The sequence below is a fragment of the Candidatus Palauibacter irciniicola genome, from assembly GCF_965208695.1.
In the GTDB taxonomy this organism is placed as follows: domain Bacteria; phylum Gemmatimonadota; class Gemmatimonadetes; order Palauibacterales; family Palauibacteraceae; genus Palauibacter; species Palauibacter irciniicola.
The window spans coordinates 838177-863411 of record NZ_OZ242352.1 but is presented as its reverse complement, the minus strand read 5'-3'; the positions used below and the strand labels follow the sequence as shown (position 1 = coordinate 863411).

Here is a 25235-nt window from a genome sequence, read left to right as displayed (position 1 = left end):
CGACGCGACGCCGAGTCCCGGCTCAGCCGAGCGTTGGGGCGAACGTCGGGGCGCGGCGCTCGTTCGTGGCCTGCTCGTAGGCGTAGGCGATCCGCAGCAGCGTGGGCTCGGTCCAGGCGGGGCCGAAGAACGAGACGCCCGTCGGGAGACCGCGCACAAATCCCATCGGCACCGTGATGTCCGGGTAGCCGGCGATCGCGGCGGGCGCGGCCGACGATCCCCCATCGAGCCGGTCCCCCTTGATGTGGTCGGTCGGCCACGGGAGGTCGCGCGTCGGCGCGACGATCGCATCCAGGTCGTGCTCGCGCGCCAGGCGGTCGATCCCATCCTCCCGGTTCGCGCGCTGAATGGTGGCGACAGCGTTCAGGTATTCGGGGTCCGTGAGCGGCCCGCGCGCCTGGGACGCGATCAGGCGTTCCTGGCCGAAGTGCGGCATCTCCCGGTCGGCGTTCCGCTCGTTGAACTCGATGACCTCCGCCAGGCTCTTCACCGGGGCGTCCGGACCCAGCCCGGCCAGGTAGGCGTTCAGGTCGGCCTTGAACTCGTATTCGAGCAGGACGAGTGAGAGCGGGTCGTTCCACGCCGCCGCGTCCATGTTGGCGGGGTCGATGATGACCGCCCCCTCGGCCCGCATCGCCTCGACGGCCTCGTCGAACAGCGCCAGCACGCGCGGGTCGAAGCCGGGGAAGCTGCGCACGACCCCGATGCGAGCGCCCTCAAGCCCCACCGGATCGAGGAACTGCGTGTAATCGGTGTGCGCGCGTCCCTCGCTTGCCGCGGTGGCGGGATCTCGCGGGTCCACGCCCGTGCAGGCCCCGAGCAGGGCGGCCGCGTCGCGGACCGTCCGGCACATGGGTCCCGCCGTGTCCTGTGAATGGGAGATGGGGATGACCCCGGACCGGCTCCAGAGCCCGACGGTCGGCTTGATGCCCACGATGCCGTTGCTCGAGGAGGGACACATGATGGAACCGCCCGTCTCCGTCCCCACCGTGAGCGCGCACAGGTTCGCCGACGCCGCGGCGCCGGAGCCGGAACTCGAGCCGCACGGGTTGCGGTCGAGCGCGTAGGGGTTCCGGCACTGCCCCCCGCGCGCGCTCCAGCCGGACGTCGCACGCACACCCCGGAAGTACGCCCACTCGCTGAGGTTCGCCTTGGCGAGGATGACGGCCCCCGCCTCGCGCAGCCGGGCAGCCACGAACGAGTCCTGCGGGGGGATCGAGCCTTCCAGCGCGAGCGAACCCGCCGTCGTCGTCATCCGGTCGTGCGTGTCGATGTTGTCCTTGAGCGCGACGGGGATGCCGTGCAGCGGCCCGCGCACGTTCCCGGCCGCCCGCTCGGCGTCCAGTTCATCGGCGATCGCGAGCGCGTCGGGGTTCGTCTCGATAATCGAGCGGAGTTCGGGCCCCTGCCCGTCCAGCGCCTCGATGCGTGCGAGGTACAGTTCCGCGATTGAGCGGGCCGTGCGCTCGCCCGACGCCATGCTCGCCTGGAGCTGTTCGACCGTCGCCTCGTCCAGCTCGAACGGCGGCACGGCCGCAGCGCCGTCCGCGTCGCCGGCGGCAGGACCGTCGGACCCTCCTTCCGGCGCGCAGCCCGAGGCCGCGGCCACCACGCCGAGTCCGCCGGCAACGCTGGCTCCGATGAAGCCGCGACGGTCTATCATGGCGCGTCGTCCGTGATGATGAGCATGCCGAGGCCGCGCAGCGTCTCGTTGAGCGCCGCGACGTCCGTCCTCACCAGTTCCTCGAGTTCGGCCAGGTGCGCCTCGAGCTGCTCGCGCAGCAGCGCCTTCACCTCCACCTGCTGGTCCGTGGGGCGGAAGTCCGCGATCGCCAGCGCGCCGACGAGGTAACCGAGCTTCTGGAGGAGCCGCGCCTCGAACCGCACCCCGTCCTGGCCCTGACCCGTGAGGCGCAGGTCGACCATCGTCTCCTGCAGGTCGATGAGCTTCTGCCGCAGGTCCTCGACCGACGCGGAGAGATCCTCGTCCTCCGCGAACCGGGACAGCGTCCCGAGCTGGACGCGCATCGCCTCCACGCGGTGCACGGCCTCGCCCGCCCGCACGACGTCCTCCCGCACCTCGCGGATGAACGCGAGCTGCTCGGCGATGTCCGCCTCCGTCCCCGCGGAATGCGGGTCCTTCAGCACCGTGAGCGGCTGCTCGTGCGTCGCCCCGTCCACCGTGAGCCGCACCGTGTACTGTCCCGGCGGCATCAGCACCGAGATCTGCGCCCCGCCCGGCGCCGGCCGCCCTTCTTCCCCGACCTCGATGTGCTCGGCGTACCTGGGCGAAGTGAGCATCCGTATCGGATCGTTGGTCTCGTCCCTCAGGTCCCAGTGGATCCGGTTCACGCCCGCGCGGTTCGGCGCCTCCAGCGTGCGCACGACCGTCCCCCCACCGTCGAGGATCTCGATCGTCGGCGCCTCGGAGGCCGCCGCCGCGAGCCAGTAGTTGATCGAGGCCCCGTACTCCGGATCCTCTCCGATCGTGGGATCGTCATAGGGGATCGAGGGGGGCGTGATCGGCCGGAAGCGGTACGCGTCGCGCGGCGCGAACAGGTGCGAGGCCGAGGCCATCACCTCCGGCGTCAACTGCTGGATCGGCGACAGGTCGTCGAAGATCCAGAACCCGCGCCCGTACGTGCCCACGACGAGATCGTTGAAGTGCTCCTGGATCACGATCCCCGACACGGGCGCCGCCGGCAGGTTGTTCTGCAGCGGCTGCCAGTCGTCCCCGTCGTTGAAGGAGACGTAGATCGCGTTCTCCGTCCCCACGTAGAGGAGTCCCGACCGCACCGGGTCCTCGATGATGATCTTCGTGTAGCTCAGCATGCTGGGCGGGATGCCGTCGACGATCTTCTCCCACGAGGCGCCGAAGTCGCGTGTCCGGTAGACGTGCGGGTCGCGGATGTTCACCTGGTGGCCGTCCGCCGCGATGTAGGCGGTGCCTGCGTCGTAGCGCGAGGGCGCGATGCTGCGCACGGCGATCCACTCCGGCAGCCCGTCGACGTTGCCCGTGACGTCCGTCCAGTTCTCCCCGCCGTCACGCGTGATGTGGAGCTTGCCGTCGTTCGTGCCGGCCCAGATGAGGCCCGCCTCGATGGGCGACTCCGCGATCCCGAACACGGTGCCCGCGTACTCGACCCCGATGTTGTCGCCCGTGAGCCCGCCCGAGAGCCCCATCCGGCTACGGTCGTTCAGCGTCAGGTCCGGGCTGATCACCTCCCAGCTCTGCCCGCGGTTCCGGGTGCGGTGTACGTGCTGGCTCCCCACGTAGACCGTCTCGTTGTCGTGCGGGGAGATGTGGACCGGGGCGTCCCAGATGAAGCGGTAGCGGACGCCGGAGGCCGGCCCGCGGCTCTGCTCGGGCCATACCTCGACGGCGCGGTACTGCCGCCGCTCCTCTTCGTAGCGGACGACGATCCCCCCCACCATTCCCGACCCCGAGGCCGAGGACCACACGATGTTCGGATCGGTCGGGTCCGGGGTGGCGAAGCCGCTCTCGCCGCCCCCGACGTGGTGCCACATGCCGCGCGGGATGTGGTTGATGCCCCGCACGCCGAGGATCCGGCTGTTGCTGGGGCCGCGATAGGTCGGCTCGTCCTGCTTGTTCCCGAGCACGTTGTAGGGGACCGCGTTGTCCACCGTCACGTGGTACATCTGCGCGTTCGTGAGCCGCTGCCGGAACCACGTTCTGGTGCGGTTGATCGAAATCGAGAGGCCCTGGTCGTGCGCCACGATCATGCGGTCCGGGTTCGTGGGGTCGATCCACATGTCGTGGTGGTCGCCGCCGGGCGCCCGCGGGCGCGGCGTCACGTCCAGCGTGCGCCCTCCGTCCGTCGACACCGTGAAGGAGGCGGTGAGGAAGTAGGCCTCGTCCTCGTCATCGGGCGAGATCACGACGCGCGAGTAGTAGTGCGGCCGCCCCATCGCGTTCCGGTTGCGGGTGATGAGCGACCACGTGCGGCCCCCGTCCTCCGAGCGCCACAACTGGCCGTCCTCGGTGGGCTCGCCGTCCCACGGAATCCCGTCCCCCGTCTCCAGCATCGCATAGACCCGCTGCGGGTTCGATGGCGCGACCGCCACGGCCACCTTGCCCACCGGCTTCTTCGGCAGGCCGATCGTGTTGTCCGGTCCGTTCAGCTTCTCCCACGTGTCCCCGCCGTCGCGCGACACGTGCAGGCCCCCGCCCGGACCGCCGCTCGTCCGCCCCCAGGTGTGGATCTCGAGCTGCCACGTGCCGGCGAAGAGGATGCGCGGGTTCGACGGGTCCATCGCGATATCCGAGCACCCCGTGTCCTCGTCGATGAAGAGGACGTGCTCCCAGCTCTCTCCGCCATCGGTGGTGCGGTAGACGCCCCGCTCCGGCTGCGGCCCGTAGGAATGGCCCAGCGCGCAGACGTAGACGATGTCCGGGTTTGCGGGATGGATGACGAGGCGCGGGATCCTTCCGGTGGGTTCGAGTCCCATGAGGGTCCACGTCTCCCCCGCGTCCGTCGACTTGTAGACGCCCTGCCCGACGGAGATGTGGCTGCGGATCTTCCCCTCCCCCGTCCCCGTCCAGACGATGTTGGGATCCGTGGGAGAGACGGCGAGCGAGCCGATCGACTGCACCGGCTGGTCGTCGAACATCTCGTCCCAGTTCACCCCGCCGTCCGTCGTCTTGTAGATCCCGCCCGAGGCCGCGCCCACGTAGTAGGTGTACGGCTGGCCGGGAATCCCCGCCGCCGCGCTGAAGCGGTTCCCCTCCGGGCCGATGTTCCGCCACCGAAGCGTCTCGTAGGCGGCCGGATCGGGAGCGGCCTGCGCCGCCAGCGGCGCGACGGCCGGAAGTGAGAGGATGAGAAGCGCGAAGAACGCGCAGAAGGGTCGGACGCGCATGTGGTGCCTCGCCGGGTTGAGTAGGACGGATGCCGGAAAATTGCCGGGAAAACACGGTGCGCCGGGGGAGCCCGGCTGACAAGACCTGTCGGCCCCGCGCGGCAATGGGCGTTGAGAGCGGGATGATGAAGCCGGCGATCATAGGCGCGGACTTGGAGACGACTCCCGCCCGGAGCTATGATGTGCCGACTATGCCGCTTCCCTCAATCACCTGGCAGGACGTCCAGCAGATGCCGGACGACGGCAATCGCTATGAGGCGATCGAGGGCGACATCTACATGACCCCCGCCCCGTCGATCCGTCACCATCGCCTGACGAGGGCGCTCTACGAAGTCCTCAAACCCCTCCTCCACAAGCCGGAATGCGGCGAGCTCTTCTGGGCGCCCGTCGGCGTCGAGTTCCCCGCGACGGGAGAAGGCGTTCAGCCGGACCTCATGTTCGTTTCCGACGAGCGTCGGGGGATCATCGGGGAGGCCGGGATCGTCGGGCCGCCCGACCTCGTCGTCGAGATCCTCTCCCCTTCGACGGCCAGCCGAGACCGCAGCATCAAGCTGCGACTCTACGAGCGGCAGGGCGTCCCGGAGTACTGGATCGTCGACCCCGACGAGAACGCCGTCGACGTGTGGCGGTTCGGGAGCGAGCGTGCGCACGAGCGCTTCACGACAACCCTCCCAGTCAGGCTCGGAACCGAGGAAGTGGGCGTGATCGATCTCGAATCCGTGTTCGCCCCGGCTTTCTAAACGGTCCCGCCGATCAAATACCAATCAAGAAAACAAGTGCTTACCAAAACAGCACTTACGAAGATTCAGCGTGATTTTGCGGGTTCCCGATCAAATAAAATCGGCCTTCGCGAACGAGAGCGTTGAGCACGGGGTGACGGCGGCGCGGATAACCGGGTGGCGTTTTGGATTCACCCCCGCCCGGAGCTATGATGTGCCGACCATGCCGCTTCCCTCGATCACCTGGCAGGACGTCCAGCAGATGCCGGACGACGGCAATCGCTACGAGGCGATCGAGGGCGATCTTTACGTGACCCCCGCCCCCACGCCGCGCCATCAGATCCTTCTGCTGCGCCTGTACGACGCCCTGCGTCCGCTGCTCACTAGGCCCCGCGGCGTACTGCTGGTCGCACCCGTTGGCGTCGAGTTCCCGGATACCCGCGAGGGCGTGCAACCGGACCTCCTGTTCGTATCGAGAGAACGGCTCGGCATCATCGGAGACGCGTCGGTGAGAGGAGCGCCGGATCTCGTCATTGAAATCCTCTCTCCCTCCACGGCCGGCCGCGACCGCACGATCAAGCTCGAGCTCTACGAGCGGCAGGGCGTGAGGGAATACTGGATCGTCGACCCTGCCGAGGGCGCTGTCGACGTGTGGCGGTTCGGCGAGGAGCGTGCGCACGAGCGCTTCACGGAGATTCTCCCCGTCAGGCCCGGAACCGAATGGGTAGGTGCGATCGACCTGGAAGCCGTGTTCGCGCCCGACCTCTGATCTTCAGATCCAGACGTCGGACTCGGCGGTGAGGTCGCCGCGTTCGTCGCCGGTGTTCACGACGCCGCGGGGTTCGACGAGCATCAGCTTCACTTCCTCCTCGGCCACCGGGCGGTGCTTCACGCCGCGGGGGACGACGTAGAGTTCGCCGGGTCCGATCTCGACAGCGCCATCGGGGAGGTCGATCCGCAGCGTGCCCTCGAGGACGAAGAACGCCTCGTCCGTGTCCGCGTGGTCGTGCCACACGAACTCGCCCTTCACGCGCGCGATCTTGAACTGGTAGTCGTTGAGCTCGGCGATGACGCGCGGCTGCCAGTACTCCGGCAGCCGGCCGAACTTCTCCTCCAGGTTGACGACGCTCATCGGTCCTCCGGGGGCGGGATCACGCGCGTGAGGTAGTCCGCGAGTTCCGCGTCGGGGGCTTCGGCGCGCCCTTCCTCCGGGGGAGGCGGATAGCCGGACAGGGTTCGGGCCGGGAGGGGCACGACGCGGTCTCCGGTGGCGGTATTGAGATCGCCGTCCTTTACCCAGCCGTCGGAGTAGATGAGGAACGTCCGCTTCCAACCGTCGGGCAGCGGCGGGAATGCCTCGGCGTCGAAGCGGAGCGTGATCTCGTCGCCGGCGTTCTGGATCACGTAGCGGTCGTCGCCCTCGGTCACGAGGTCGGTCACGTCGCCGAAGCGGGTGTAGAGGCCGAACAGATCGTGCCAGCGCGGCTCGACGGTGACCGAATCGTAGTCGAACCAGTGGGGGCCGTAGCGGCCGCCCTTTCTGAATTCGCGCGCGAAGCCGCGGTAGTGGATGTCCGCGTTGTGCGGGGCGAGCGATGTCACGCGATGCTCGTCCGCCGCGGGGTGGGCGGGGCCGGTCGTGAAGAAGGCCTCGTCCCAGTAGACCATGAGGTTCGTGCGGATCCGCACCCGCCGGTCGTCGGTCGGGAAGAGGCCGCGGAGGTCGGCGACGACCGTCTTGTCCTTGCCCGACGGGAAGCTCAGGCCGGGGATCGCGGGCTGCCACTCGCCGCCGGGGCCCACCACGTCGAGTTCCGGGAAGTGCGGCGCGAGAGCGTCCGACTGGCCCATCGCCACGTTGATGCTCGCGTCGGTGGGGAAGATCCAGCCCGTGAGGAAGAGGGTGACATCGCCGGAGGCGGCCTCGAGGCCGAGGTCGAGGATGAGTTCGTGGGGCTCCGCGATCCCCTGGAAGCGGCCGGGCCGGAACGACGAGACGTAGCGGAAGTCGCGTTCGGCGAGCGCATCCCGGTGATCCCGTCCGTTCTCGTCCGTGGCCGATACCGGGGCGTGCCGCTCGCCCACCCGCCACAGTTCGAGGTCGATGGGCGCCGGGGGGATGAAGGCCTCGTTCACGTACACGTCGATCTCGGAGGGATGGTCGACGGCGACGAGGTTCACACCGTCCACGTAGATCGTCTCCCACAGTTCCTCGGTGATCTGCATCACGTACTCGCCATCCAGCGGCTGGAACACGCCGTCGGGGAGGCGCCGGTACTCCTGCGAGGGGAAGGCGGGGGCGTAGGCGCGCTGGCCGCCGCCGAGGATGCCGAGGGGCATGCCGAGCGCGCTCTTCCACATCATGTCGCCGACGAACTCGAACCCGTCGCCGTCCCACACGTAGAGCATCGGGCAGGAACCCTTGAGCGTCTGCTCCTCGACAAGGTCCTGGTCGGTGCCCGGGAAGTAGAGGTCCTGCGGGACGCCGTTCGGCCAGTAGACGCGGACGACATCCGCCTTCAGGCGACCGTCGAGGCCGATGAGAGTGGTGGGGTCCGTGACGGTGTGGACCTGGAAGAGGTCGCCGGCCCGGACCTCGACGCGCGCGCCGATCCCGAAGCGGTTGTTCTTGCGGCTGCCCTCGCCCAGCCCGGCGAGGTCGAGCCGGAAGTAGTGGTTCGCGTTCCCGCCGTCGTTGCGCAGGAGGCGCGGGTTCCCGTCCGCCCCGAGCACGAGGAGATCGGCGTCACCGTCCTCGTTGTAGTCGAACGAACGAACGGCGCGGACTCCCCCACCGAGATCGGGGAGGAACTCGTCGGCCGCTGCCAGCCGCCCTTCCCCGTCGTTGCGGAAGAGCTGCAGCCCGGAGCCGGACGCGGCGCCGGAGGCCGGAGGCGTGCCGGCCACGGCGAGATCCAGCCGGCCGTCGTTGTCGAAGTCGACGAAGAGCAGGTCGCGCGGGGCGAGGCCGTTCAGCGGCACCGTCGCGCCTGGCGCGAAAGTGTCGGAGGCCGAGCCGTGCAGCAGGCGGACGCGGTCGGCGCCGGCGGCCGCGATGTCGAGCCAGCCGTCTCCGTTCACGTCGCCGATCGCCACGGCCTGCGCGGGCTCGGACGCCGCATCCGAGAGGCGCTCCGTTCGCTCGGCGAAGGTGGCGGCGCGCTCGTTGTCGAGGAGGCGAAGGCCACCGTCGCCTTCCGCGAGCACGATGTCGAGGTCGCGGTCGTCGTCGAGGTCGCCGAAGGCCGCGCCACGCGTGTCGGCGTCCGCCGGGCCTGCGAGGCCGAAGTCCGCCGCCATCTCGGCGAAGGTGAGGTCGCCGTTGTTGCGGAAGAGGCGGTTCGCGCCCGTGCGCGGCTCGAACACGTCGAGGTCTCCGTCCTGATCCAGGTCCGCCGCGAACACGCCATGGGCCGCGGAGGTCGCCGCGCCGGCCGAACCAGCCGCCGGCGGGAGCGCGATCTCCTCGAAGCCTCCGGCCGGGTCGTTGCGGTACGCGCGCGGTGTGCTGCCGGCAAACCAGACGTCGAGGCGGCGGTCGTCGTCGAAGTCGACCCAGATCGCGGCCGCGGCGTCGCCGGCGTCGATGGCGCCGACCTCGTCGGAGGCGTCCACGTAGCGGCCGAGGTCCACGCGCAGGGCGCGCCCTTCCCCGCCGCGGCTCCACAGCAGGTCTTCGTCGCCGTCCCCGTCGAAGTCGCCGATCGCCGTCGCGGCGGCTACCGGTCCCTCCGCCGCCGCCCCTGCTTCCGACGAGGGGGCAAGCGCCGCGAGCCCGGCCAGGTCGGACGCCTCGGTATAGCGGAGGGAGGCAAGCACGGCTTCCGGCTCCTGGACGCGGAGCGTGACGAGGAAGCTGAAATCGAGTTGCGCGACGCCCGCGAGGGGGCCGCCCGGTTGTCTCAGCTCTTCGAGGCTCGCCTGGTAGGGCGAGGTGACCTCGAATGCGGCGCGGAAGTCGGCGAACTGGCTGATCGCCGTCGGGGCGTCGCCATCCAGGAGGGCATCTTCGGCGGCCTCGAAGGCCGCGCGCGGCCCGGGCCGGAAGTCCGGGGCGACCTGGCGCAGGCTCTCCATCGTGCCGAGGGCGGCGTCGAGTTCGCCGCGCGCGAGTTGCGCATCGGCGAGTTCGGCGAGAGCGGCCAGGTTGCCCGGCGCGGCCGCCGCCAGGCGCGCGAGAACGTCCGCGCGGGCATCGGAGTCCGGGCCCGCCGCCCGGGCCTCCACCTCCGCCAGCCCCCACAGGCTGCGCGCGTGGCCCGGGTCCGCCGCCAGCGTCTCGTCCAGCAGCGCCCGCGCCTCCCCGAAATCGCCCGTCTCGGTCCGCAGCGTGGCGAGCGCCAGCGTCAGCTCCGGATCGTCCGGCGCCCGCTCGCGCGCCTCGAGGAGGTTCTCCTCGGCCGCCTCGTAGTCCGCCGCCTTGAGCGCCGTGAGGCCGAGTCCCGCGTACCCCGCGGCCTCCGCCGGCGCCATCTCGACGAGGCGCTGGTAGTCGGACCGCGCGTCCTCCAGGCGGTCCTGCTGAAGCGCCGCGTCCGCCGTCCCGCGCGTCGCGAGGATCTCCGCCAGAGACGCCTCCGGCACCGGCGCCCCCACCTCCCCGCAGCCAACGATCAGCGCGAGGAAGGTCAACCCGCGAACTCGGATCGGGGCACCACCCAAGCTCGACTTCCTGCCGCCCCGGCCAGCAGCCCGTGGCAAAAGCCCTGCTGCGTTCGAGCGGCGAATGCATCTCGCCTGAAACGCTACGCTCTGCGTTGCTCCTCGGTCACATAGCGCTGCTATGCTCCCTCGTCGCGCCTTGTCAGGCGAGCGCCTCACCGCTCTCGGCGCTGACGCAGGGTTTTGCCACGGGCTGCCAGACCGCTTCGGTTCCGTCAACGCACACTCCTCCCGTCCATGGAATTACACGAACCGCCCCGCCGCTCGACGGCCGCCGGAAAGCCCGATACCGCCCTAACTCACCGGCCGCACCCTCTTCTTGAGCACGAAGAGCCCCTCGCGCATGCTCGTGACGATAATGGTGCCGCTCTCGAAGAACGGATACGTGCTCCACGCCCCGCCGAAGCCCGGACCCTCCTGATACGGGGCCGTGTCGAAGAAGCCCACTTCGCGCGGGTTCACGGGATCGGAGATGTCGAGCACATGGAGGCCGTAGCGGTAGTTGGCCTGATACGCGAAGCCGTCCTTCAGGTAGAGATTGTGGGCGCTGGCGGGAAGCGAGCCCATGAACTGGTTGACAAGCACCGGATCCTCCAGGTCGCTCAAGTCCCAGATCAATGTCCGCGTGGTTTCGACCGCGCCGGAGATCACGTCGGACTCGTCGTCCTGATAGAAGTAGCGGTGATCGGGAGTGAGCCAGCCCTGGTGGATGTAGGCGGCATTGGGCGACGTCGCGCGAGACACCGCGTAGGGGTTCTCCTTGTCGGTCACGTCGGCGATCTGAAAGTACCGTCCGTTCGAGTTGAGGCAGATCTCGCGCCCCTCGTATCGTTCGTCGGGACCCCGGTAGAGCACGCACTGCGCGTCGTGGGTGCCGCCGTCCTCCTGAAAGCACCCAACGAACTCGGGATTCCGGGGGTCGTTGATGTCGATCATGTGAAGACCGCCGCCGCAGGATTCGCGCCCCGCGCCGCTGCCCACCGCGTAGGCGAACCCGGTTTCCTCGTTGATCACGATGTTGTGCGAGCTCGCCACCCCACGGTAGTGGACGTCGGGCTCGAAGAGCGCGGGCATGTCGCCGGGCGCCACGTCGCGCAGGCGGGTGAGGTCGAAGACCTGCATGCCGTGGTCGCCCGCTCCGTCGGCCACGATGAAGGCGTGGTCCTTGTACGTCTTGATGTCGCGCCACAGCTGCGACGGGGGCGTGCCGTCGGGTTTGGGCAGATCGCCGACCAGGACCGGACGGGTGGGATCCGACAGGTCGATGAACGAGGTGCCGTCGTTGCGTCCCACCAGCGCATACTCGCGCCCGGTCTCTCGGTCGGTCCACCCCCAGTTGTCGTTGGCGCGGACGCCCCGGGCGCTGCCCTCGGCCCGCAGAATGGAGTTGGGAATGAACGCGAGCAGCTCGACTTCGCTGCAATCGAAGGGGCCGACGCTGCCCTCCACGCAGCGGCGCTCCTCGCCGACCATGGGCTCGAGGGCATCGGGGGCGCTTGCGAGCATGCCCGCCGCCGCCCAGCCGGGGCCGCTGTCCTCGAAGAGGTGGACGGAGCCCGACTGATGGTGCATGCCGGGCGCTCCAACCGCCGCGAGCGCTCCGTCCGCGACCACCAGTCCGCCGAAACGGTCGCGCTCCACCGTCTCTTCGCGAGGGAGGGCGATGCGGCGCGGCCGCCGGGGAAGGGTGCCGTCCGCTTCGGCCTCGTAGACCAGGACGGCACCGGTCTCGTTCTCGCGCTCCGTTGGCGCACCCACCCACACGTCGGGTCCGGAGAAGGCGACCGCCGCGCCGAAGCGGTCGCCCTCTGCGCCGCCTTCGAGCACTATCCGCTCCTCGGCCACCCACGAACCGGAGCCGACCTCCCAGGCGTACACGAGGACCGCCCCGCGATCGGCGTCCGCGCCCGGCGCGCCGATCAGAAGCCGGTCGCCCTCCGCGGAGAGCGCGACACCGAAGCCGGAGCCCGCGCCTTCCGCCGACCCTATCGATCCGGTTTCGGTCCAGCCGTCCCCACTCAGGTCGAAGCGGTAGACGCGGCCCGTCCCCTCGCGGCTCTCGCCCCGGGCCTCGCCGCCTCCCTCGATCCGCGGACCCCAGCCCGGAGCACCGACGAGCAGGCCGCGTTCCGTAAAGGCCACCACCGCTCCGAAGCGGTCGCCCGGGCCGCCGCCCGAAGGGCGCAACTCCGTCCGCTTCGTCCACCGGCCGTCGGCGCCGCGTCGGTACGCGTGGATCGTGCCCGCCGCGCCGGCATCGTCCCGGACGTCCGGCCCCCGTCCCCCCGGACCATCGGCCGGGTCGGGCGTGCCCACCATCAGCCACTCGCCCTCCGCCGCCAGCGCCAATCCGAAGTCGGTCCCGCAATAGCCGTCGAAGCGGCAGTCCGGCGAAAGACCGCGGACCTCATCGGCCGTGATCGCGTCCCGCCATACCCATCCGCCTTCCTCGCCACGCCCGAAGATCTGGATGCCGGTCCCGCGCATGCCGACGAAGAGATGGTCGCCGGCGGCGGCCAGCACCGTGCCAAAGCCATCGGCGATCTCGGGGTCCGGCCCGCGAATCACGCCGGACTCCATCCACCCCTCCTCTCCTCTTGTGTACACATACACGGCGCCGGGGCGGAAGTTGGTGGTCGGCTCGGCTACGAGGAGCTCGCCTTCGTGGATCAGCACCGAGTGGCCGAACGAGCCCGACTGGCCCGCGACCGGAGTGCCGGCGAAGACGGCGGCGGCGCACGCGATCACGAAGAGCAGGGCGGGCTGCGGCGTGGCGGGACGGAGGGCGGCGGCGAGGCGCGCGGGGCTCGAAGGGGTCATCGCGGACGGTCTCCTGGAGGCGGGTCTTGGCGGACGAATGATCGGTTTCGGACGGCGCTCGCGCCAGATGCCATCGCCCTCGCGACGGCCGCCGCCGCGCCGGCGGAGGGCTACTCGCGGATTGTGAGTGCCGCGCCCGCCTCAACGGGTCCGGTGACGGTTCGGGCACCTCCGGGCCAGACCACGACGACGCTGTCGGCCCGCGGCGCCCCTCCGAGGCCCGCGAGCACGGGGTTCGCCTCGGACTGAGACAGATAGGACGAGGCGGTCGAGACCACGAACCGCTGCGCCACGTCTCCCACGAACACCCGCACCGTCGCCCCGACCGCGCCGAGATTCGGCGCTGCCCCCTCCAGGCGCAACCGCACCCACCCGGGGCCGGGCTCGAGGTCGTTGCGGAACAGCTTCGCCGGCCCGCCGTTCGTCGACACCACGAGGTCGAGGTCCCCGTCCCGGTCGAAGTCGAGCGTCGCCACGCCCCGGGCCACGATCGGCTCGTCGAATCCCCCGCCCGCCATCGCGCCGGCGTCGATGAACCCTCCGCGCCCGTCGTTCCGGAACAACTGGGGCGGCTGCGCGAAGGTCACGTCCCCCTGGATCGCCTCGATCTCCGGCTCGATGTGGCCGTTCCCGAGCACGAGATCCACGTAGCGGTCGAGGTCGAAGTCCGCGAAGCGGAGCCCGAACGTCAGCGGGAGGAGCGTCGACCGCGTGAGCCGCGCCGACCCGGCCAGATCCTGGAACAGCCCCTCCTGGATCTGAGTGAACAGCGATACGGGCTCGTTCGAGAAGTTGCCGATCGCGATCGAGAGCTGCCCCCGATTGAGGATGTCCCCGACGTCGACCCCCATGCCGGCCCGCGCCCGGCCGAACTCATCGAAGGCAACCCCCGCATCGAGGGCCACGTCGACGAACGTCCCGTCCCCCTCGTTCCGGTAGAGGAAGTTCTGGTAGGTGTCGTTCGCGATCGCGACATCCGGGAGGCCGTCCCCGGCAAAGTCGTCGATGACGATGCCGAGCGACTTCCCCTCGGGATTCTCGAGCCCGGATTCGGCCGTCACGTCCCGGAAGCGCCGCGCGGAGGGCAGGCCGGCGCCCGGGCCGCCGCCGGGAGCCGGTTCGTTCCGCAGCAGGCGGCACGACTCGCCGTTGTATTCCTCGGGGGTCGCGTAGGACTTGTTCACGCCGTCGCGGGTGAAGAAGAGGTCGGTCTCCGGCGTCCAGTCCACGTAGTTGCAGACGAGGAGGTCGAGCCAGCCGTCGCCGTCCGCGTCGAACCAGGCCGAAGCCGTGGACCAGGCGGGATCTCCCGCGCCCGGCGCGTTCCCCGCCGTGCCCGTCTCCGCGGTCACGTCGGTGAATCGTCCCCCGTCGTTCCGGTACAGCCGGTTGTCCCCGACCGCCGTCACGTAGAGGTCCGTGTCGCCGTCCGCGTCGTAGTCGGCCGCGGCCCCGCCCATGCCGTAGATGGGCCGGTCGAGGCCCGCTTCGCGCGTCACGTCGCGGAAGGTCCCGTCCCCGAGGTTCCGCAGGAGCGTGGACAGGGCCCCCCGGTCCTCCGCGCGTCCCTCCCAGCCGGTGCTGTTCACGAAGAACAGATCCGGCCACCCGTCCCCGTCGTAGTCGAGGACGACGACGCCGCTGCCCATGGTCTCGGGCATCCACTTCTCGCCGAAGGCGCCCGTGGCGTGGACGAAGTCGATCCCCGCCGCCGCGGTGACGTCCGTGAATCGGATCGAGGTCGTCGCGTCGCTGCCCTCGCGCGCCGTGAAGCTCGGGCGCGTCTGGGTGTAGGAGGGCGCCTCCGCGTCTTCCGACTCGTCGGGACCGCAGGCGGTCGCCGCCGCGAGGAGGCAGATCGAGAGGGGTCCGGCGTGGCGAGCGTTCATCGACCTCCGCCGCCGCCCGGCCGCGCGATCGGTCGCAGTTCGTGCGTGTGGATGTCCTGTGCCATCAGGTTCACGCCGGGGTTCTCCGCCCTGTAGGCCCTCGTGATCGCCTGCGCCGCCTCGTCGATCCGGTAGCGTTCGAACGCCGCCTCGCCGAGCGCGGCCTCCTCGTCGCGTCCCAGCGCCCGCAGGCTGAGCATGCGGCTGTAGTGCGCCTGCCGGTGCTCGGGATCGATGGCCAGCGTCCGGTCGAACGCCTCGACCGCCGCCTCGTACCGGCGGTCAAGGTATCGCGTCCGTCCCAACTGGAACCAAGCCTCGCGATCCTCCGGGAAGGCGTCGAGCACCGCAAGGTACGCGGCCTCCGAGGCCTCGTACGCGCCGTCCTCCTGGTGCGCGCCACCCCATACCCAGGCGACGCGCGGGTTGCCCGCTTCGATGGTTTCGGCCCGCTCGAGGTTGTCGAACGCGTCGTCGAGGTTGCCGGCGATGAGCGCCATGCGTGCCAGGTTGAGCGGCCCGTCCACGCGATCCGGGAAGAACTCCGCCACGCGCTCGAAGGGGCGCTCGGCGAGCCGGTCGTTCCCCTCCATGAGGAGGGCGATCCCGTAGTCGTTGTAGCGGACCCAGATCTCCTCATCCTGTTCCTCGGTCGAGACCGGATCCACGCGGCCTCCCACCCCGATCGTGACCTCGTCGCGTGCGATCTCGGTCACCGGCAGGTCCGGGACGTCGTCGAACTCCGCGAACCCCGCCGGGTTGGCCCCGAACGCGAACTCCGTGTACGCCCGGTCGAACTTCCGCCACAGGAGGCGCGCCCGCGCCGTCAGCGATCCCTCGGGCAGGTCGGGCGGCAGCGTGATCCGGTAGTGGGCGACGTCCGCGCTCCCGGGGCCGATCACGTTCACCGCCGCCGTCACGTGGATGTCCTGCGCGTTCCGCTTCTGGATCGGGCGCCCCTCGCGGTCGAGGATCACCGACTTGAAGAAGTGCGCCATCGGATCGAGGTGCCCGTCCGCGCCGATCTCGCCGCTGATCGCGATCCGCCGGCCCTCCGCGTCCACCAGCTCGAACTCGAGCCAGCCCTCGTTGGAATCGTTCGTCCCGCCGGGGAAGGTGTGGCCCACGCCCTGGTTCCGGACCACGACCTCGAACATCACCGTCTCACCCGGAGACACGCTGGGCGGCGAGAGATCGAGCCCCATCTCGGGATCGTCGCCGGGGCCGCGCCGGATGGCGAAGATGTCGACCCGCAGCTTCTCGTCCCGCAGGAACGCCTCGATGCGGCGTATCGTCGCCGTGTCTCCGCGCAGGAACGGAAGCGCCGTGTTCACCGCCAGGAAGCGGTGCGAGCGCACCATCCCGTCCGCGGCCGACACGTCGCCCAGCGGCGCCTCCTCCGGCGGCATGTGACAGTCCTGGCACACGCGCGCGGCCGCGGGCAGGTAGAAGGTGCGCGAGGCGTTCCGCGCCACCCCGCTGTCGTGCCACGCGTCGTACTCGTTCTGTCCCCGCAGCCAGCGGTAGTTATTGACGGGCTCCGTCAGACTCACCTTGTGGCAGGTGGCGCAGAACTCCGACGTCGAATGCACCGGCTTCAGGAGTTGGCTCATGTGGACGGAGGGCTTCGCCTTGAGCGCCGCGTCGTGCAGGTACGCCCCGAGCGTGCCGGCCTCGGCGTCGGCGAACAGGTACGGGTCCTCCTGCTCGTCCGCGATGTTGTAGTTGCCGTTGCCGGTGTTGTCGTGGATGCGGTCGATCGCGTGGCAGGCGAGGCAGGTGAGTCCTGCCTGCGCCTCGACCGTGGCCGGGTCGATGGGCGCGTCCATGGCGCCGGCGAGCATGAGCGCCGGGTCGTGGCACCCGCTGCACCACTTGCTCTTCACGCGCCCTGCCGCGTCCGGTTCGAGCCCGAACTCCCGCAGGTGCGCGATCACCTCCGGCCCCGCCTCCAGCGACCCCTCGCGCATGTCCTCGATCGTCGCCGTATAGAAGGGGTTGTTGAAGGAGGCGAAGCGGTGCGCGGAGGTCGCCCACTGGGCCGTCACGTCCGGGTGGCAGCGCACACACTGGGTCGCGCCGATGAGTTCGTCCGCCGCGAACCCCCGCCGTTCCACCTCGGCGCGGACGCGCGCCGCGCGCTCCCGGGCCGCCTGCGCGGCGAGTTCCCCCGCCTCCGTGCGCGTGATGATGCGGGAGGGCAGGTACGTCCCCGTGCTCGTCGTGGTCGCGGCCGGGAAGAACGGACTCTCGGGCGGCACGAGCCCTGTCGGCACGAAGTCGGCGTCGACGAAGCGCGACACGTCGCGGTCGCGGCCTCCGGGTCCCTCGTTCAGGCGCTCGGCGAGCGCGGCCTCGGCCTCCGGCGTGAGTTGCAGCCCGCGGTGCGTGAGGCTGTGCCAGGCAATGAGGACGACGAGGACGGCGCCGGTGGCGAGCGCGAAGCGGCGCGCTCGCACGCCCGGCGGACGCGCGTAGCTCACGAGCCGGTGCCCGGCGTAGGCGGAGACGATGAGGACGGCGCTCCCCACGTGCGCCCACCAGGCCCAGCTGTTCTCCCGGCTCGCCGCCGCGGTGAGGATGAAGAGTCCCGTGAGGACGAGGACGCCACCCACGAGTCCCATCCCGATTCCGGTCAGGATCGAGGCGCGGTGCTTCCGCTTCCACACCGTCGGGAGATGCGCCGCGAGGAACCCGAACATGACCGCGGCCAGCAGCAGCCCGACGCCCGTGTGCGTGAGCACCATCGCCTGGAAGAGCTGGGGGAGCGAGTTCTCCCCCACCGCGAAGAACTCCAGCCCCAGCCCGTCCGCAAGCCGGTTCGCGAGCAGGTAGAGCGTATTCGCCAGCATGAACACGGCGACCCCGAGCCCGAACCGCAGCCAGCGCCGCTGCCCCGCCCCCAGGATGGAACGAAGCACCGGCCGCCCCCGCCGCGCGTCCGTCCCCTCCTCCGTCTCCCGCCCACGTCCATTCATGCCCCGAACGAAACCGCAAGCGCCGCCCCCGCGCAACCAAGACCGGCCGCCAACGACACCCGGCCGGGACGGGAGTGATATCTTCCCCCCGGAACGGATTCCGCCACCAGCAACGATCGGCTTTTCCGAGCGAACGCCGAACAACCGATACGGAGCGATGAGTACAGAAAACGTCGTCATCATCGGCTCGGGCCCCGCCGCGTGGACGGCGGCAATTTATGCGGCCCGGGCGAATCTCAGTCCCCTCGTGTTCGAGGGCGCCGGGAGTCGCACCATGATCCCCGGCGGGCAGCTCATGTTCACAACGGACGTGGAGAACTATCCCGGTTTCCCCGAAGGGGTTAGCGGTATTGATATGATGTTGGACTTCAAGAAGCAGGCGCTGCGTTTCGACACGCGCGTGTTCACCGAGGACATCGTGGAGGTCGACTTCTCCGGTCGACCCTTCCTGCTCCGTTCGTCAGGGAGCCAGGAGGTGCGCGCCGAGACGGTGATCGTGGCCACGGGCGCCAACGCGCGCTGGCTCGGCGTCCCCGGCGAGGAACGGCTCGCGCAGAGCGGCGGCGGGGTGTCCGCGTGCGCGGTGTGCGACGGCGCCCTGCCCGTCTTCCGGGACCAGGTCCTCGCCGTCGTGGGCGGCGGCGACAGCGCGATGGAGGAGGCGCTCTACCTCACGAAGTTCGCGAGCGAGGTGCTGCTCATCCACCGGCGCGACGAACTGCGGGCGTCGCAGATCATGCAGGAGCGGGCCTTCGCCAGCGACAAGATCCGCTTCCTCTGGAACCGGACCGTGGAGGAGGTGTTCGGGGACGACGCGATCACCGGCCTGCGGCTGCGGGACACGGTGACGGGCGAGGCGTCGGAGGTCGAGGTGGGCGGCATGTTCGTGGCCATCGGCCACATCCCCAACACGGCGTTCCTGCAGGGCCAGGTCGACCTCAAGGAGAACGGCTACGTGGACATGCCCACGCCGTGGCGCACGGATACGAACGTGCCCGGCGTATTCGCGGCGGGCGACGTCATGGACGACTACTACCGGCAGGCCGTCTCCGCGGCGGGCACCGGCTGCATGGCCGCCCTGGACGCCGAGCGCTTCCTCGCCCACAACGGCGCCGCCGGCTGACCAGACCCAGGCTGTCCCGGATCGCAGTCCGCGGCGCCTCGCTTCACGCGTCGGGCATCCGGGTCGGGACAGGCTGGCGGCCGCTTCTGCGGTAGATCCTGAAATCGCCGTCCAGGGTGAGGACCACGCTGCCCGGGTGCTGTTCGGACATCCGGACGAGGCACGCATCCGCCAGGGACATCGGTACGTCGTCGTACTTCTTCATCATCCGCGCGACCGCGGCGGCCTCATCCGCCAGCCGGAACGACACATCGAGCACGCCCCGCTCGATCAGCGATACCACGGCTTCCGGCGCTCCGGAGGCGAGACGGTGCGCGAGAAAGCACGCCTCGGCGATGACGGCCTCGCAGGTGAGGAACGGGGGTTCGACGCGGGCCCACTGTTCCCGTGCCCAGCGGTGATGCCCGTCCCGGGAGTTCAGGAAGGCGACCAGCGGGCCCGTATCGAGAATGGTCCCCGGGTTCACCGACCGAAGCCGCGCATGTAATCCGGGTTCGCCGACAGATCCTCGGGCCCGGCGAAGGAGCCGGCGAGGTCGACGGCCCGGGACAGCGCGGAAACGGATGGCGTACTTCGCTCCGTGCGCAGGAAGACCTCGAGGGCCTCGCGAATCAGCGCGGACCTGCTCACGCCCCGCCGGCGCGCGGCGTCGGAGACCTCCCGCGCGAGGTGTCCCGGCATTTTCAACGATACGGGTTTCATTCCAGCCCTCTCTCCCGCGTGTATTACGCACTCGCGTGCTACCGTAGTACGGCAGTGAGTATTACACGATGTGCGATGTGCCGTCAATTCCAACTCGACGGGGGGGGGACAAGTCCCGAGGCCCGGATTACCGGAAGATGATCTGGATTACCAGAAGATGATGTAGAGGATGGCGGCTCCCGCGATCACGCCTCCGGCCCAGAGTCCGGCGCGCGGGGCGGGGGTCAGGTCCACGCCATCCGCGGCGCGCGGCAGCCGGCGCGGGGCGTCGAGCGGGCTCGCCGCCGTGACCGCCACGATGTACGCGCTGATCGCGAGGAAGGTGATCGCCATGTGGTGGAGGAACGCGACTTCCGGCAGCAGCCACAGGAGGAGGCCGTAGACGGGGATCCCGAGCACCATCCCGCCGAAGGCGGCGGCCGGCGGCGTGCGTGGCGCGAAGATGCCGAACAGGAACGCGGCCACGATCCCCGGCGAGATGAACCCCCAGAACATCTGGATGTATTCGAATACGCTCGGCGCCTGCGCCACGACCGGCGCCCACAGGCACGCGACCACCGCGAGCACGCCCGTCGTCACCCGTCCCACGACCATGAGGCGCCGCGATGAGGCCGCGGGCCGCAGGTGCCGCTTGTAGAGGTCGACGCTGAAGATCGTCGCCGCCGAGTTCAGCATCGAGTCGAGCGAACTCATCACGGCCCCGAACAGCGCCGCGAACATGAGGCCCGTCAGCCCCGCCGGGAGGAGTTCCCGCATCATCACCGGGTAGGCCTGGTCCGGGTTCGTCACCTGATCGGCGAACAGTTCCGCCGCCATGATGCCCGGGAAGATGATGATGAACGGGATCCCGAGCTTGATGAAGCCCGCGAGGAAGAGCCCGCGCTGCCCGTCCGCGAGACTGCGCGCCGCCAGCGTCCGCTGCGTGATGAACTGGTTCAGTCCCCAGTAGAAGATGTTGGGGATCCACAGCCCGCCGATGAACACGGCCAGCCACGGCATCTCCGGGTGGTTGAAGGGGAGGACCGTGTGGAGCTTTCCGTCCGCGGCCTCGAGGAAGGGACCGATCCCTCCCATGGCCCGGAACCCCAGTACGGTCACGAGCACGCCGCCGAGGAGGAGCGCCACGCCCTGGAGGAGGTCGGACCACACGACCGCCTTGAGCCCGCCGTAGATCGTGTACCCGCCCGCGAGCACGCCGATGAGCCAGATACCCGTCCCCGTGTCCAAGCCGAAGATCGACTCCAGGGCGAGGGCGCCCGAGTACAGCACCGTCGCGAGGGCCACGAGCACGTAGGCCGCGAGGAGGAAGCCCGCCATCAGCGTGCGCGTGCGGACGTCGTACCGGAACTCGAGGTACTCGGGGATGGTGTAGATCCCCGCCGCGAGGAACCGGGGCAGAAAGAAGAGCCCGACGAGGACGAGGGTGACGGCCGCCATCCACTCGTAGCTCGCGATCGCGAGCCCGATGTCGTAGCCCCTCCCCGCCATCCCCACGAAGTGTTCCGTCGAGATGTTCGAGGCGATGAGCGAGAATCCGATCAGCCACCACGGCAGGTTGCGCCCGGCGAGGAAGTACCCCGCCGCGTCCCGCCGCCCCCGCGAGGCGTACAGCGACACCCCCACAACCAGCAACAGAAAGCCCGCGAACGCCCAGACATCGAGCGGCCGGAAGGTCACGCTCGTCTCACGCTATCGAGTCGCGGATCGCCTGCTTCGCTTCTTCGTGCCGGCTCGCGGGCACGCGGAGGACCTTCGCGGCCGCCGTTGGGCCCCAGGAAACCGGTGCGAACTCCCCTTCGACCCTGAACGGGATGTCGCTGGCTTCGAGGGCGAGCCTCGCCGCGAGGAATTCGCTCTCGTCCCACGCCTCGAATACGCGGACCATGGCCTCGCCCCGCATCACGATGGAGCGGGGGTCTCTTCGATGTCGGCGGTCCAGGTCACCTTGATCGCGCCCTCCAGCGAGCGGGCGGTGGGGCACTTCGCGCCGTGGCCGGCGAGGGCGCGGTCCACCGTCTCCCGCGCCTCGGCGGGGATGCGGAGCCGGTAGTGGACGACGATCTCCTCGAGCAGCGGCATGCGGTCGCGGAGGCGCATGATGCCCTCCGCTTCGGCGGCGATGTCCTCGGGGGCCAGGCGGATGCCGCGCACTTCCAGTGCGCCGTTGAGCGTGCCCAGCATTCAGCCGCCCGTCGCGGCCACCTGGTAGTCGACCGGCAGCGGCAGGTCCTTCGCGTCGATCCGGTAGTGGGACTTGATGGGTCCGTGGACGCCGAAGTCGATCTCGGTCCCCTCTTCGAGGCGGGCCCGGCGATGGACGCCCTCGACCTTCTCGAGACGCGCGCGGGCGGTGTAGAACGGTTCGGACACGGCGTTCTCCCTGTTCTTCCGGTTCCCCTTCGTGGACGCTCCTTTACGGGCCCGCCTTCCCCGCCGCATTTTCGGGCGGCGAGATTCGGGCGTGACGCGCAAACGAAACGATCGAGAGCGGCCAGGATGACGTCAACCCGCAACAGGAACTGCCTTCCGGGTGGAGCGGCGGGACGGGCCGCGCTTCTGATCCTCATCGCGGGCGGGATCACGGCGTGCGAGCGGGGATCCGCCGAAACGGCCGATCCGGCCCCGATCAGCGACCTGTCGGCGCTGAGCGACCGCTTCTGGGACGCCTACCTGTCCTGGAACCCGCTGCAGGCGACCTATCTCGGAGAGCACCGCCTCAGCGATCGCGTTCGCGACATCTCGCCGTCGGGGCGCAACAATCGCCGCCGCGAGGTCGGTGCCCTCATGGGTGCGCTCGCGGCCATCGACCTTGCGTCGCTGCCGGCCGGGAACCGGCTCACGTATCTCGCGCTCGACCATCAGCTCTCGGCGGAGGTCGCCGAGCAGACGTGCGATCTCGAGGTGTGGGTGGTGGACCACCGCGAAGGGTTCCAGCTCGACTTCCTCAACATCGTCGGCGCCCAGCCCCTCGAAACACCGGTCGACGGCGAGCGCATGATCCGGCGCTGGAACGCGTTCGCGGACTACATCGACGACTACATCTCGAACCTCCGCACCGGCCTCGAGACGGGACGCGTCGCGGCGCGCGCGTCGGTGAACCGCACGATCGTGCAGCTCGACGCCCTCCTCGAACGACCCGTGGAGGAGTGGCCGATCTACGCTCCGGCGGGGACGCGGCTCGATGCGTGGCCCGAGGGGACGCGCCACGACTTCCGGGCCGGCATCCGTGAAGCCGCCTCCGAGCGCATCCGGCCGGCCTACGCGAGACTCCGCGACTTCCTGCGCGACGAACTCTATCCGCACTCGCGCACGGGCGCCGCGATCGGGCTCTCCAGCCTGCCGGGCGGCAGCGCCTGTTACGAGGCGATGATCCGCAACTTCACGACGCTCGAACTGACTCCGGCCGAGATCCACGCTCAGGGCCTGGCGGAGCTGGAGAGGGTCCACGACGAGTTGCGGACGCTTGGCCAGGAAGTCCTCGGCGCCTCCGACCTGAAGCAGATCCAGCAGCGGCTGCGGTCGGACCCGGAGATGTTCTTCCGCTGGCCGGGGGAGATCGTGCAGATGGCCGAGGAGGCGTACGCGCGGGCGGCCCTCGTCATGCCCGACTGGTTCGGCACGCCGCCGGTGACGGAGATGGTGATCCGTCCGATCCCGCTGTACGAGGCGCCCCAGAGCGTGCTCGCCTACTACCGGGAGCCGGCGCCGGATGGGTCGCGCCCCGGCACGTACTACGTGAACACGTACCGGCCGGAGATCCGGCCCCGGTACCAGGCCGACGTCCTGAGCTTCCACGAGGCGATTCCGGGGCACCACCTCCAGACGGCGATCGCCCAGGAGGTCGCGGGGCTGCCCGAGTTCCGCAAGCACCTCGGCTCGGTCGCCTTCGTCGAGGGGTGGGCCCTGTACGCGGAGCGCCTGGCCGATGAAATGGGCCTCTACGTGGACGACCTCAGCCGCATCGGCCTCGCTTCCTACGATGCGTGGCGGGCCAGCCGGCTCGTCGTCGACACCGGCATCCATGCCTTCGGCTGGACTCGTGAGGAGGCGATCGACTTCGTCCGCGAAAACACGCTGCTCGCCGAAGTGAACATCGAGAACGAGGTGGACCGCTACATCACGTCGCCCGCCCAGGCGCTCACCTACAAGCTGGGGCAGCTCGAGATCTCGCGGTTGCGCGCGAAGGCGGAAGCCACGCTCGGTGAGGCCTTCTCCATCGCGGAGTTTCACGACCGCGTGCTGGAGAACGGCGCGCTCAGTCTTCCCGCGCTCGGCGACGCGATCGAGAGCTGGCTCGCGGAGACCGCCAGCTAGCGAACCCCTCACGGAGGCCCGGCGGCCGCCGCGTTGAGGGAGCGTTGATCGCGCACGGCACGTTCACGTCATGCACTCTCTCGGCAGGACTCCACGGCTTCGGGTCCCCGTGCCCCCGCAGGCGGAGCCTCCAGGCTTCGCGCTGCCATCGGTCATGCTCACCCTGCTGCTCGTTTCGCTCATGGCGGCCGGCGGCTTCTTCGTCACCTGGGTCGACGGACAGTCCGCCCGCGCCTTCGCGCGTTCCACGGAGGCCTTCTACGTGGCCGAGAGCGGGCTCGCGACGGCGCTCGCGCTCGCCGAACTGCCGACTCCTTCCGTGCCTCCCCTCGCGCTGGGCCCGGGAACCGCGACGGTCTCCTTCGAACGGCTCCTCGAACTGCGGCCCGGAGAGGCCGTGTACCGCGTCGAATCCCTGGGGCGGGTCGTCTACGGAGGCGCAACCTTCGAGCGGTCGGTGGGGCAGCTCCTCTGGGTGGCCGGCCCGCCGCGGGTGCCCGGGGCGCTGGTCCTCGTGGGGAGCGCGGGCGTCGTACCCCCGAAGGGGACGATCATGGGGCTCGATGCGTTCGGGAGCGCCTGTCCGCAACAGCCCTCGCCGGTCGCGGGCGTCGCGTACTGGGGCGGACCGGCGCCGGCGCCCGATTCGTTGCTCACGATCTCCGGTTCCCCGGCGGACCGCCGGATGGCGGCGGATGTGTCCGTCGCGGCGGAAACGGGGATCCGGTGGATGGAACTGCTCGCTTCCTGGGGCCCGCGTCCCGACGCGGTCGTGCCGCCCGACGCGTGGCCGTCTCCCGGAGCCGCTTCGTCCTACACGCGGATTTCGGGATCGGGGACGCTCGGGGCCGGCTCCAGCGGGCGCGGCGCCCTCGTCGTGGAGGGCGACCTGACGCTCGACCACGGGTTCGCCTGGAGGGGGCTCATCCTCGTGGGCGGCACCCTGCTCCTGAACGGGGACATCTCGATCCAGGGGAGCGTGGCAAGCGGGCTCGCGGGTGGCGCGGGGGTGGCGGCCGACTTCGGCGGCCACCGCATCGACCTGCGCTTCAGCGCCTGCGCCGTCGCCGCGGCCGCGGAGCGACTCACCGCGCCGGCGGCGGCCATCCCGGGCACATGGTACGAAGTCTGGTAGCCCGGACGGGCC

At 70.1% G+C, this 25235-nt stretch carries 18 protein-coding genes; 5 read left to right on the top strand and 13 right to left on the bottom strand.

The annotated features are described in order from the left end of the window. Positions 1-22: 22 nt before the first annotated feature. A complete protein-coding gene (locus tag ACOGI9_RS03625) occupies positions 23-1663 on the bottom strand; it encodes an amidase (RefSeq protein ID WP_419858526.1) in 1641 nt (546 codons plus the stop codon). Beyond that, positions 1660-4881: a VPS10 domain-containing protein gene (locus tag ACOGI9_RS03620; RefSeq protein ID WP_419858525.1), complete on the bottom strand. Its 3222-nt coding sequence runs from the start codon at positions 4879-4881 to the stop codon at positions 1660-1662. The genes ACOGI9_RS03625 and ACOGI9_RS03620 overlap by 4 nt, the downstream gene beginning before the upstream one ends. Positions 4882-5072: 191 nt before the next feature. Between ACOGI9_RS03620 and ACOGI9_RS03615 the strand changes: the two genes are divergently transcribed. Both ACOGI9_RS03615 and ACOGI9_RS03610 read left to right on the top strand, forming a co-directional pair. Continuing rightward, positions 5073-5621 carry a Uma2 family endonuclease gene (locus tag ACOGI9_RS03615; RefSeq protein WP_419858524.1) on the top strand — a complete coding sequence of 183 codons (549 nt, stop codon included), beginning with the start codon at positions 5073-5075 and terminating at the stop codon, positions 5619-5621. A gap of 133 nt (positions 5622-5754) precedes the next feature. Beyond that, positions 5755-6369, top strand: a complete 615-nt coding sequence (locus tag ACOGI9_RS03610) for a Uma2 family endonuclease (RefSeq protein WP_419858523.1) — start codon at positions 5755-5757, stop codon at positions 6367-6369. A 3-nt stretch (positions 6370-6372) separates the two neighbouring features. Here the strand turns inward: ACOGI9_RS03610 and ACOGI9_RS03605 are convergent, their stop codons facing one another. The 5 genes from ACOGI9_RS03605 to ACOGI9_RS03585 form a co-directional block, all read right to left on the bottom strand. Beyond that, on the bottom strand, positions 6373-6732 hold the full coding sequence (locus ACOGI9_RS03605) for a cupin domain-containing protein (RefSeq protein WP_419858522.1): 360 nt from the start codon (positions 6730-6732) through the stop codon (positions 6373-6375). Further along, entirely contained in the window at positions 6729-10232 is a 3504-nt protein-coding gene (locus ACOGI9_RS03600; protein ID WP_419858521.1) for an FG-GAP-like repeat-containing protein, read from the bottom strand. The genes ACOGI9_RS03605 and ACOGI9_RS03600 overlap by 4 nt, the downstream gene beginning before the upstream one ends. Positions 10233-10556: 324 nt before the next feature. Next, positions 10557-13082, bottom strand: a complete 2526-nt coding sequence (locus tag ACOGI9_RS03595) for a choice-of-anchor B family protein (protein WP_419858520.1) — start codon at positions 13080-13082, stop codon at positions 10557-10559. A 110-nt stretch (positions 13083-13192) separates the two neighbouring features. Then, complete coding sequence (locus ACOGI9_RS03590; protein ID WP_419858519.1) at positions 13193-14971, bottom strand: CRTAC1 family protein; 1779 nt, start codon at positions 14969-14971, stop codon at positions 13193-13195. After that, the gene (locus ACOGI9_RS03585) at positions 14968-17949 is read right to left on the bottom strand and encodes a tetratricopeptide repeat protein (protein WP_419858518.1); all 2982 of its coding nucleotides are present in this window, start codon (positions 17947-17949) and stop codon (positions 14968-14970) included. The genes ACOGI9_RS03590 and ACOGI9_RS03585 overlap by 4 nt, the downstream gene beginning before the upstream one ends. A 157-nt stretch (positions 17950-18106) precedes the next feature. Between ACOGI9_RS03585 and trxB the strand changes: the two genes are divergently transcribed. Further along, positions 18107-19072 (top strand): thioredoxin-disulfide reductase, encoded by a 966-nt coding sequence (gene trxB, locus ACOGI9_RS03580; RefSeq protein ID WP_419858517.1) that lies wholly within the window; start codon positions 18107-18109, stop codon positions 19070-19072. Positions 19073-19115: 43 nt separating this feature from the next. Here the strand turns inward: trxB and ACOGI9_RS03575 are convergent, their stop codons facing one another. The 6 genes from ACOGI9_RS03575 to ACOGI9_RS03550 form a co-directional block, all read right to left on the bottom strand. Then, positions 19116-19538 (bottom strand): type II toxin-antitoxin system VapC family toxin, encoded by a 423-nt coding sequence (locus ACOGI9_RS03575; RefSeq protein ID WP_419858516.1) that lies wholly within the window; start codon positions 19536-19538, stop codon positions 19116-19118. Continuing rightward, a complete protein-coding gene (locus ACOGI9_RS03570) occupies positions 19535-19774 on the bottom strand; it encodes a CopG family transcriptional regulator (RefSeq protein ID WP_419858515.1) in 240 nt (79 codons plus the stop codon). Before ACOGI9_RS03570 ends, ACOGI9_RS03575 begins: the two co-directional genes overlap by 4 nt. 147 nt (positions 19775-19921) lie before the next feature. Continuing rightward, positions 19922-21451 carry a solute:sodium symporter family transporter gene (locus ACOGI9_RS03565; protein WP_419858514.1) on the bottom strand — a complete coding sequence of 510 codons (1530 nt, stop codon included), beginning with the start codon at positions 21449-21451 and terminating at the stop codon, positions 19922-19924. 7 nt (positions 21452-21458) lie between these two features. Further along, positions 21459-21674 carry a hypothetical protein gene (locus tag ACOGI9_RS03560; protein WP_419858513.1) on the bottom strand — a complete coding sequence of 72 codons (216 nt, stop codon included), beginning with the start codon at positions 21672-21674 and terminating at the stop codon, positions 21459-21461. Further along, positions 21674-21955, bottom strand: coding sequence for an OsmC family protein (locus ACOGI9_RS03555; protein WP_310756789.1), 282 nt, complete (start codon positions 21953-21955; stop codon positions 21674-21676). Before ACOGI9_RS03555 ends, ACOGI9_RS03560 begins: the two co-directional genes overlap by 1 nt. After that, positions 21956-22144, bottom strand: a complete 189-nt coding sequence (locus ACOGI9_RS03550; RefSeq protein ID WP_310756787.1) for a hypothetical protein — start codon at positions 22142-22144, stop codon at positions 21956-21958. A gap of 126 nt (positions 22145-22270) precedes the next feature. Between ACOGI9_RS03550 and ACOGI9_RS03545 the strand changes: the two genes are divergently transcribed. Together ACOGI9_RS03545 and ACOGI9_RS03540 are read left to right on the top strand one after the other, a co-directional pair. Continuing rightward, on the top strand, positions 22271-24088 hold the full coding sequence (locus tag ACOGI9_RS03545; protein ID WP_419858512.1) for a DUF885 domain-containing protein: 1818 nt from the start codon (positions 22271-22273) through the stop codon (positions 24086-24088). A 70-nt stretch (positions 24089-24158) separates the two neighbouring features. Further along, complete coding sequence (locus ACOGI9_RS03540) at positions 24159-25223, top strand: hypothetical protein (RefSeq protein ID WP_419858511.1); 1065 nt, start codon at positions 24159-24161, stop codon at positions 25221-25223. The last annotated feature ends 12 nt before the right edge of the window (positions 25224-25235 follow it).

Excerpts from the sequence above, each read along its gene's own strand:
- ACOGI9_RS03625 (WP_419858526.1), bottom strand. The coding sequence starts at position 1,663 with ATGATAGACCGTCGCGGCTTCATCGGAGCCAGCGTTGCCGGCGGACTC.
- ACOGI9_RS03620 (WP_419858525.1), bottom strand. The coding sequence starts at position 4,881 with ATGCGCGTCCGACCCTTCTGCGCGTTCTTCGCGCTTCTCATCCTCTCA.
- ACOGI9_RS03615 (WP_419858524.1), top strand. The coding sequence starts at position 5,073 with ATGCCGCTTCCCTCAATCACCTGGCAGGACGTCCAGCAGATGCCGGAC.
- ACOGI9_RS03605 (WP_419858522.1), bottom strand. The coding sequence starts at position 6,732 with ATGAGCGTCGTCAACCTGGAGGAGAAGTTCGGCCGGCTGCCGGAGTAC.
- ACOGI9_RS03595 (WP_419858520.1), bottom strand. The coding sequence starts at position 13,082 with ATGACCCCTTCGAGCCCCGCGCGCCTCGCCGCCGCCCTCCGTCCCGCC.
- ACOGI9_RS03590 (WP_419858519.1), bottom strand. The coding sequence starts at position 14,971 with ATGAACGCTCGCCACGCCGGACCCCTCTCGATCTGCCTCCTCGCGGCG.
- ACOGI9_RS03585 (WP_419858518.1), bottom strand. The coding sequence starts at position 17,949 with ATGAATGGACGTGGGCGGGAGACGGAGGAGGGGACGGACGCGCGGCGG.
- trxB (WP_419858517.1), top strand. The coding sequence starts at position 18,107 with ATGAGTACAGAAAACGTCGTCATCATCGGCTCGGGCCCCGCCGCGTGG.
- ACOGI9_RS03570 (WP_419858515.1), bottom strand. The coding sequence starts at position 19,774 with ATGAAACCCGTATCGTTGAAAATGCCGGGACACCTCGCGCGGGAGGTC.
- ACOGI9_RS03560 (WP_419858513.1), bottom strand. The coding sequence starts at position 21,674 with ATGCGGGGCGAGGCCATGGTCCGCGTATTCGAGGCGTGGGACGAGAGC.
- ACOGI9_RS03555 (WP_310756789.1), bottom strand. The coding sequence starts at position 21,955 with ATGCTGGGCACGCTCAACGGCGCACTGGAAGTGCGCGGCATCCGCCTG.
- ACOGI9_RS03545 (WP_419858512.1), top strand. The coding sequence starts at position 22,271 with ATGACGTCAACCCGCAACAGGAACTGCCTTCCGGGTGGAGCGGCGGGA.
- ACOGI9_RS03540 (WP_419858511.1), top strand. The coding sequence starts at position 24,159 with ATGCACTCTCTCGGCAGGACTCCACGGCTTCGGGTCCCCGTGCCCCCG.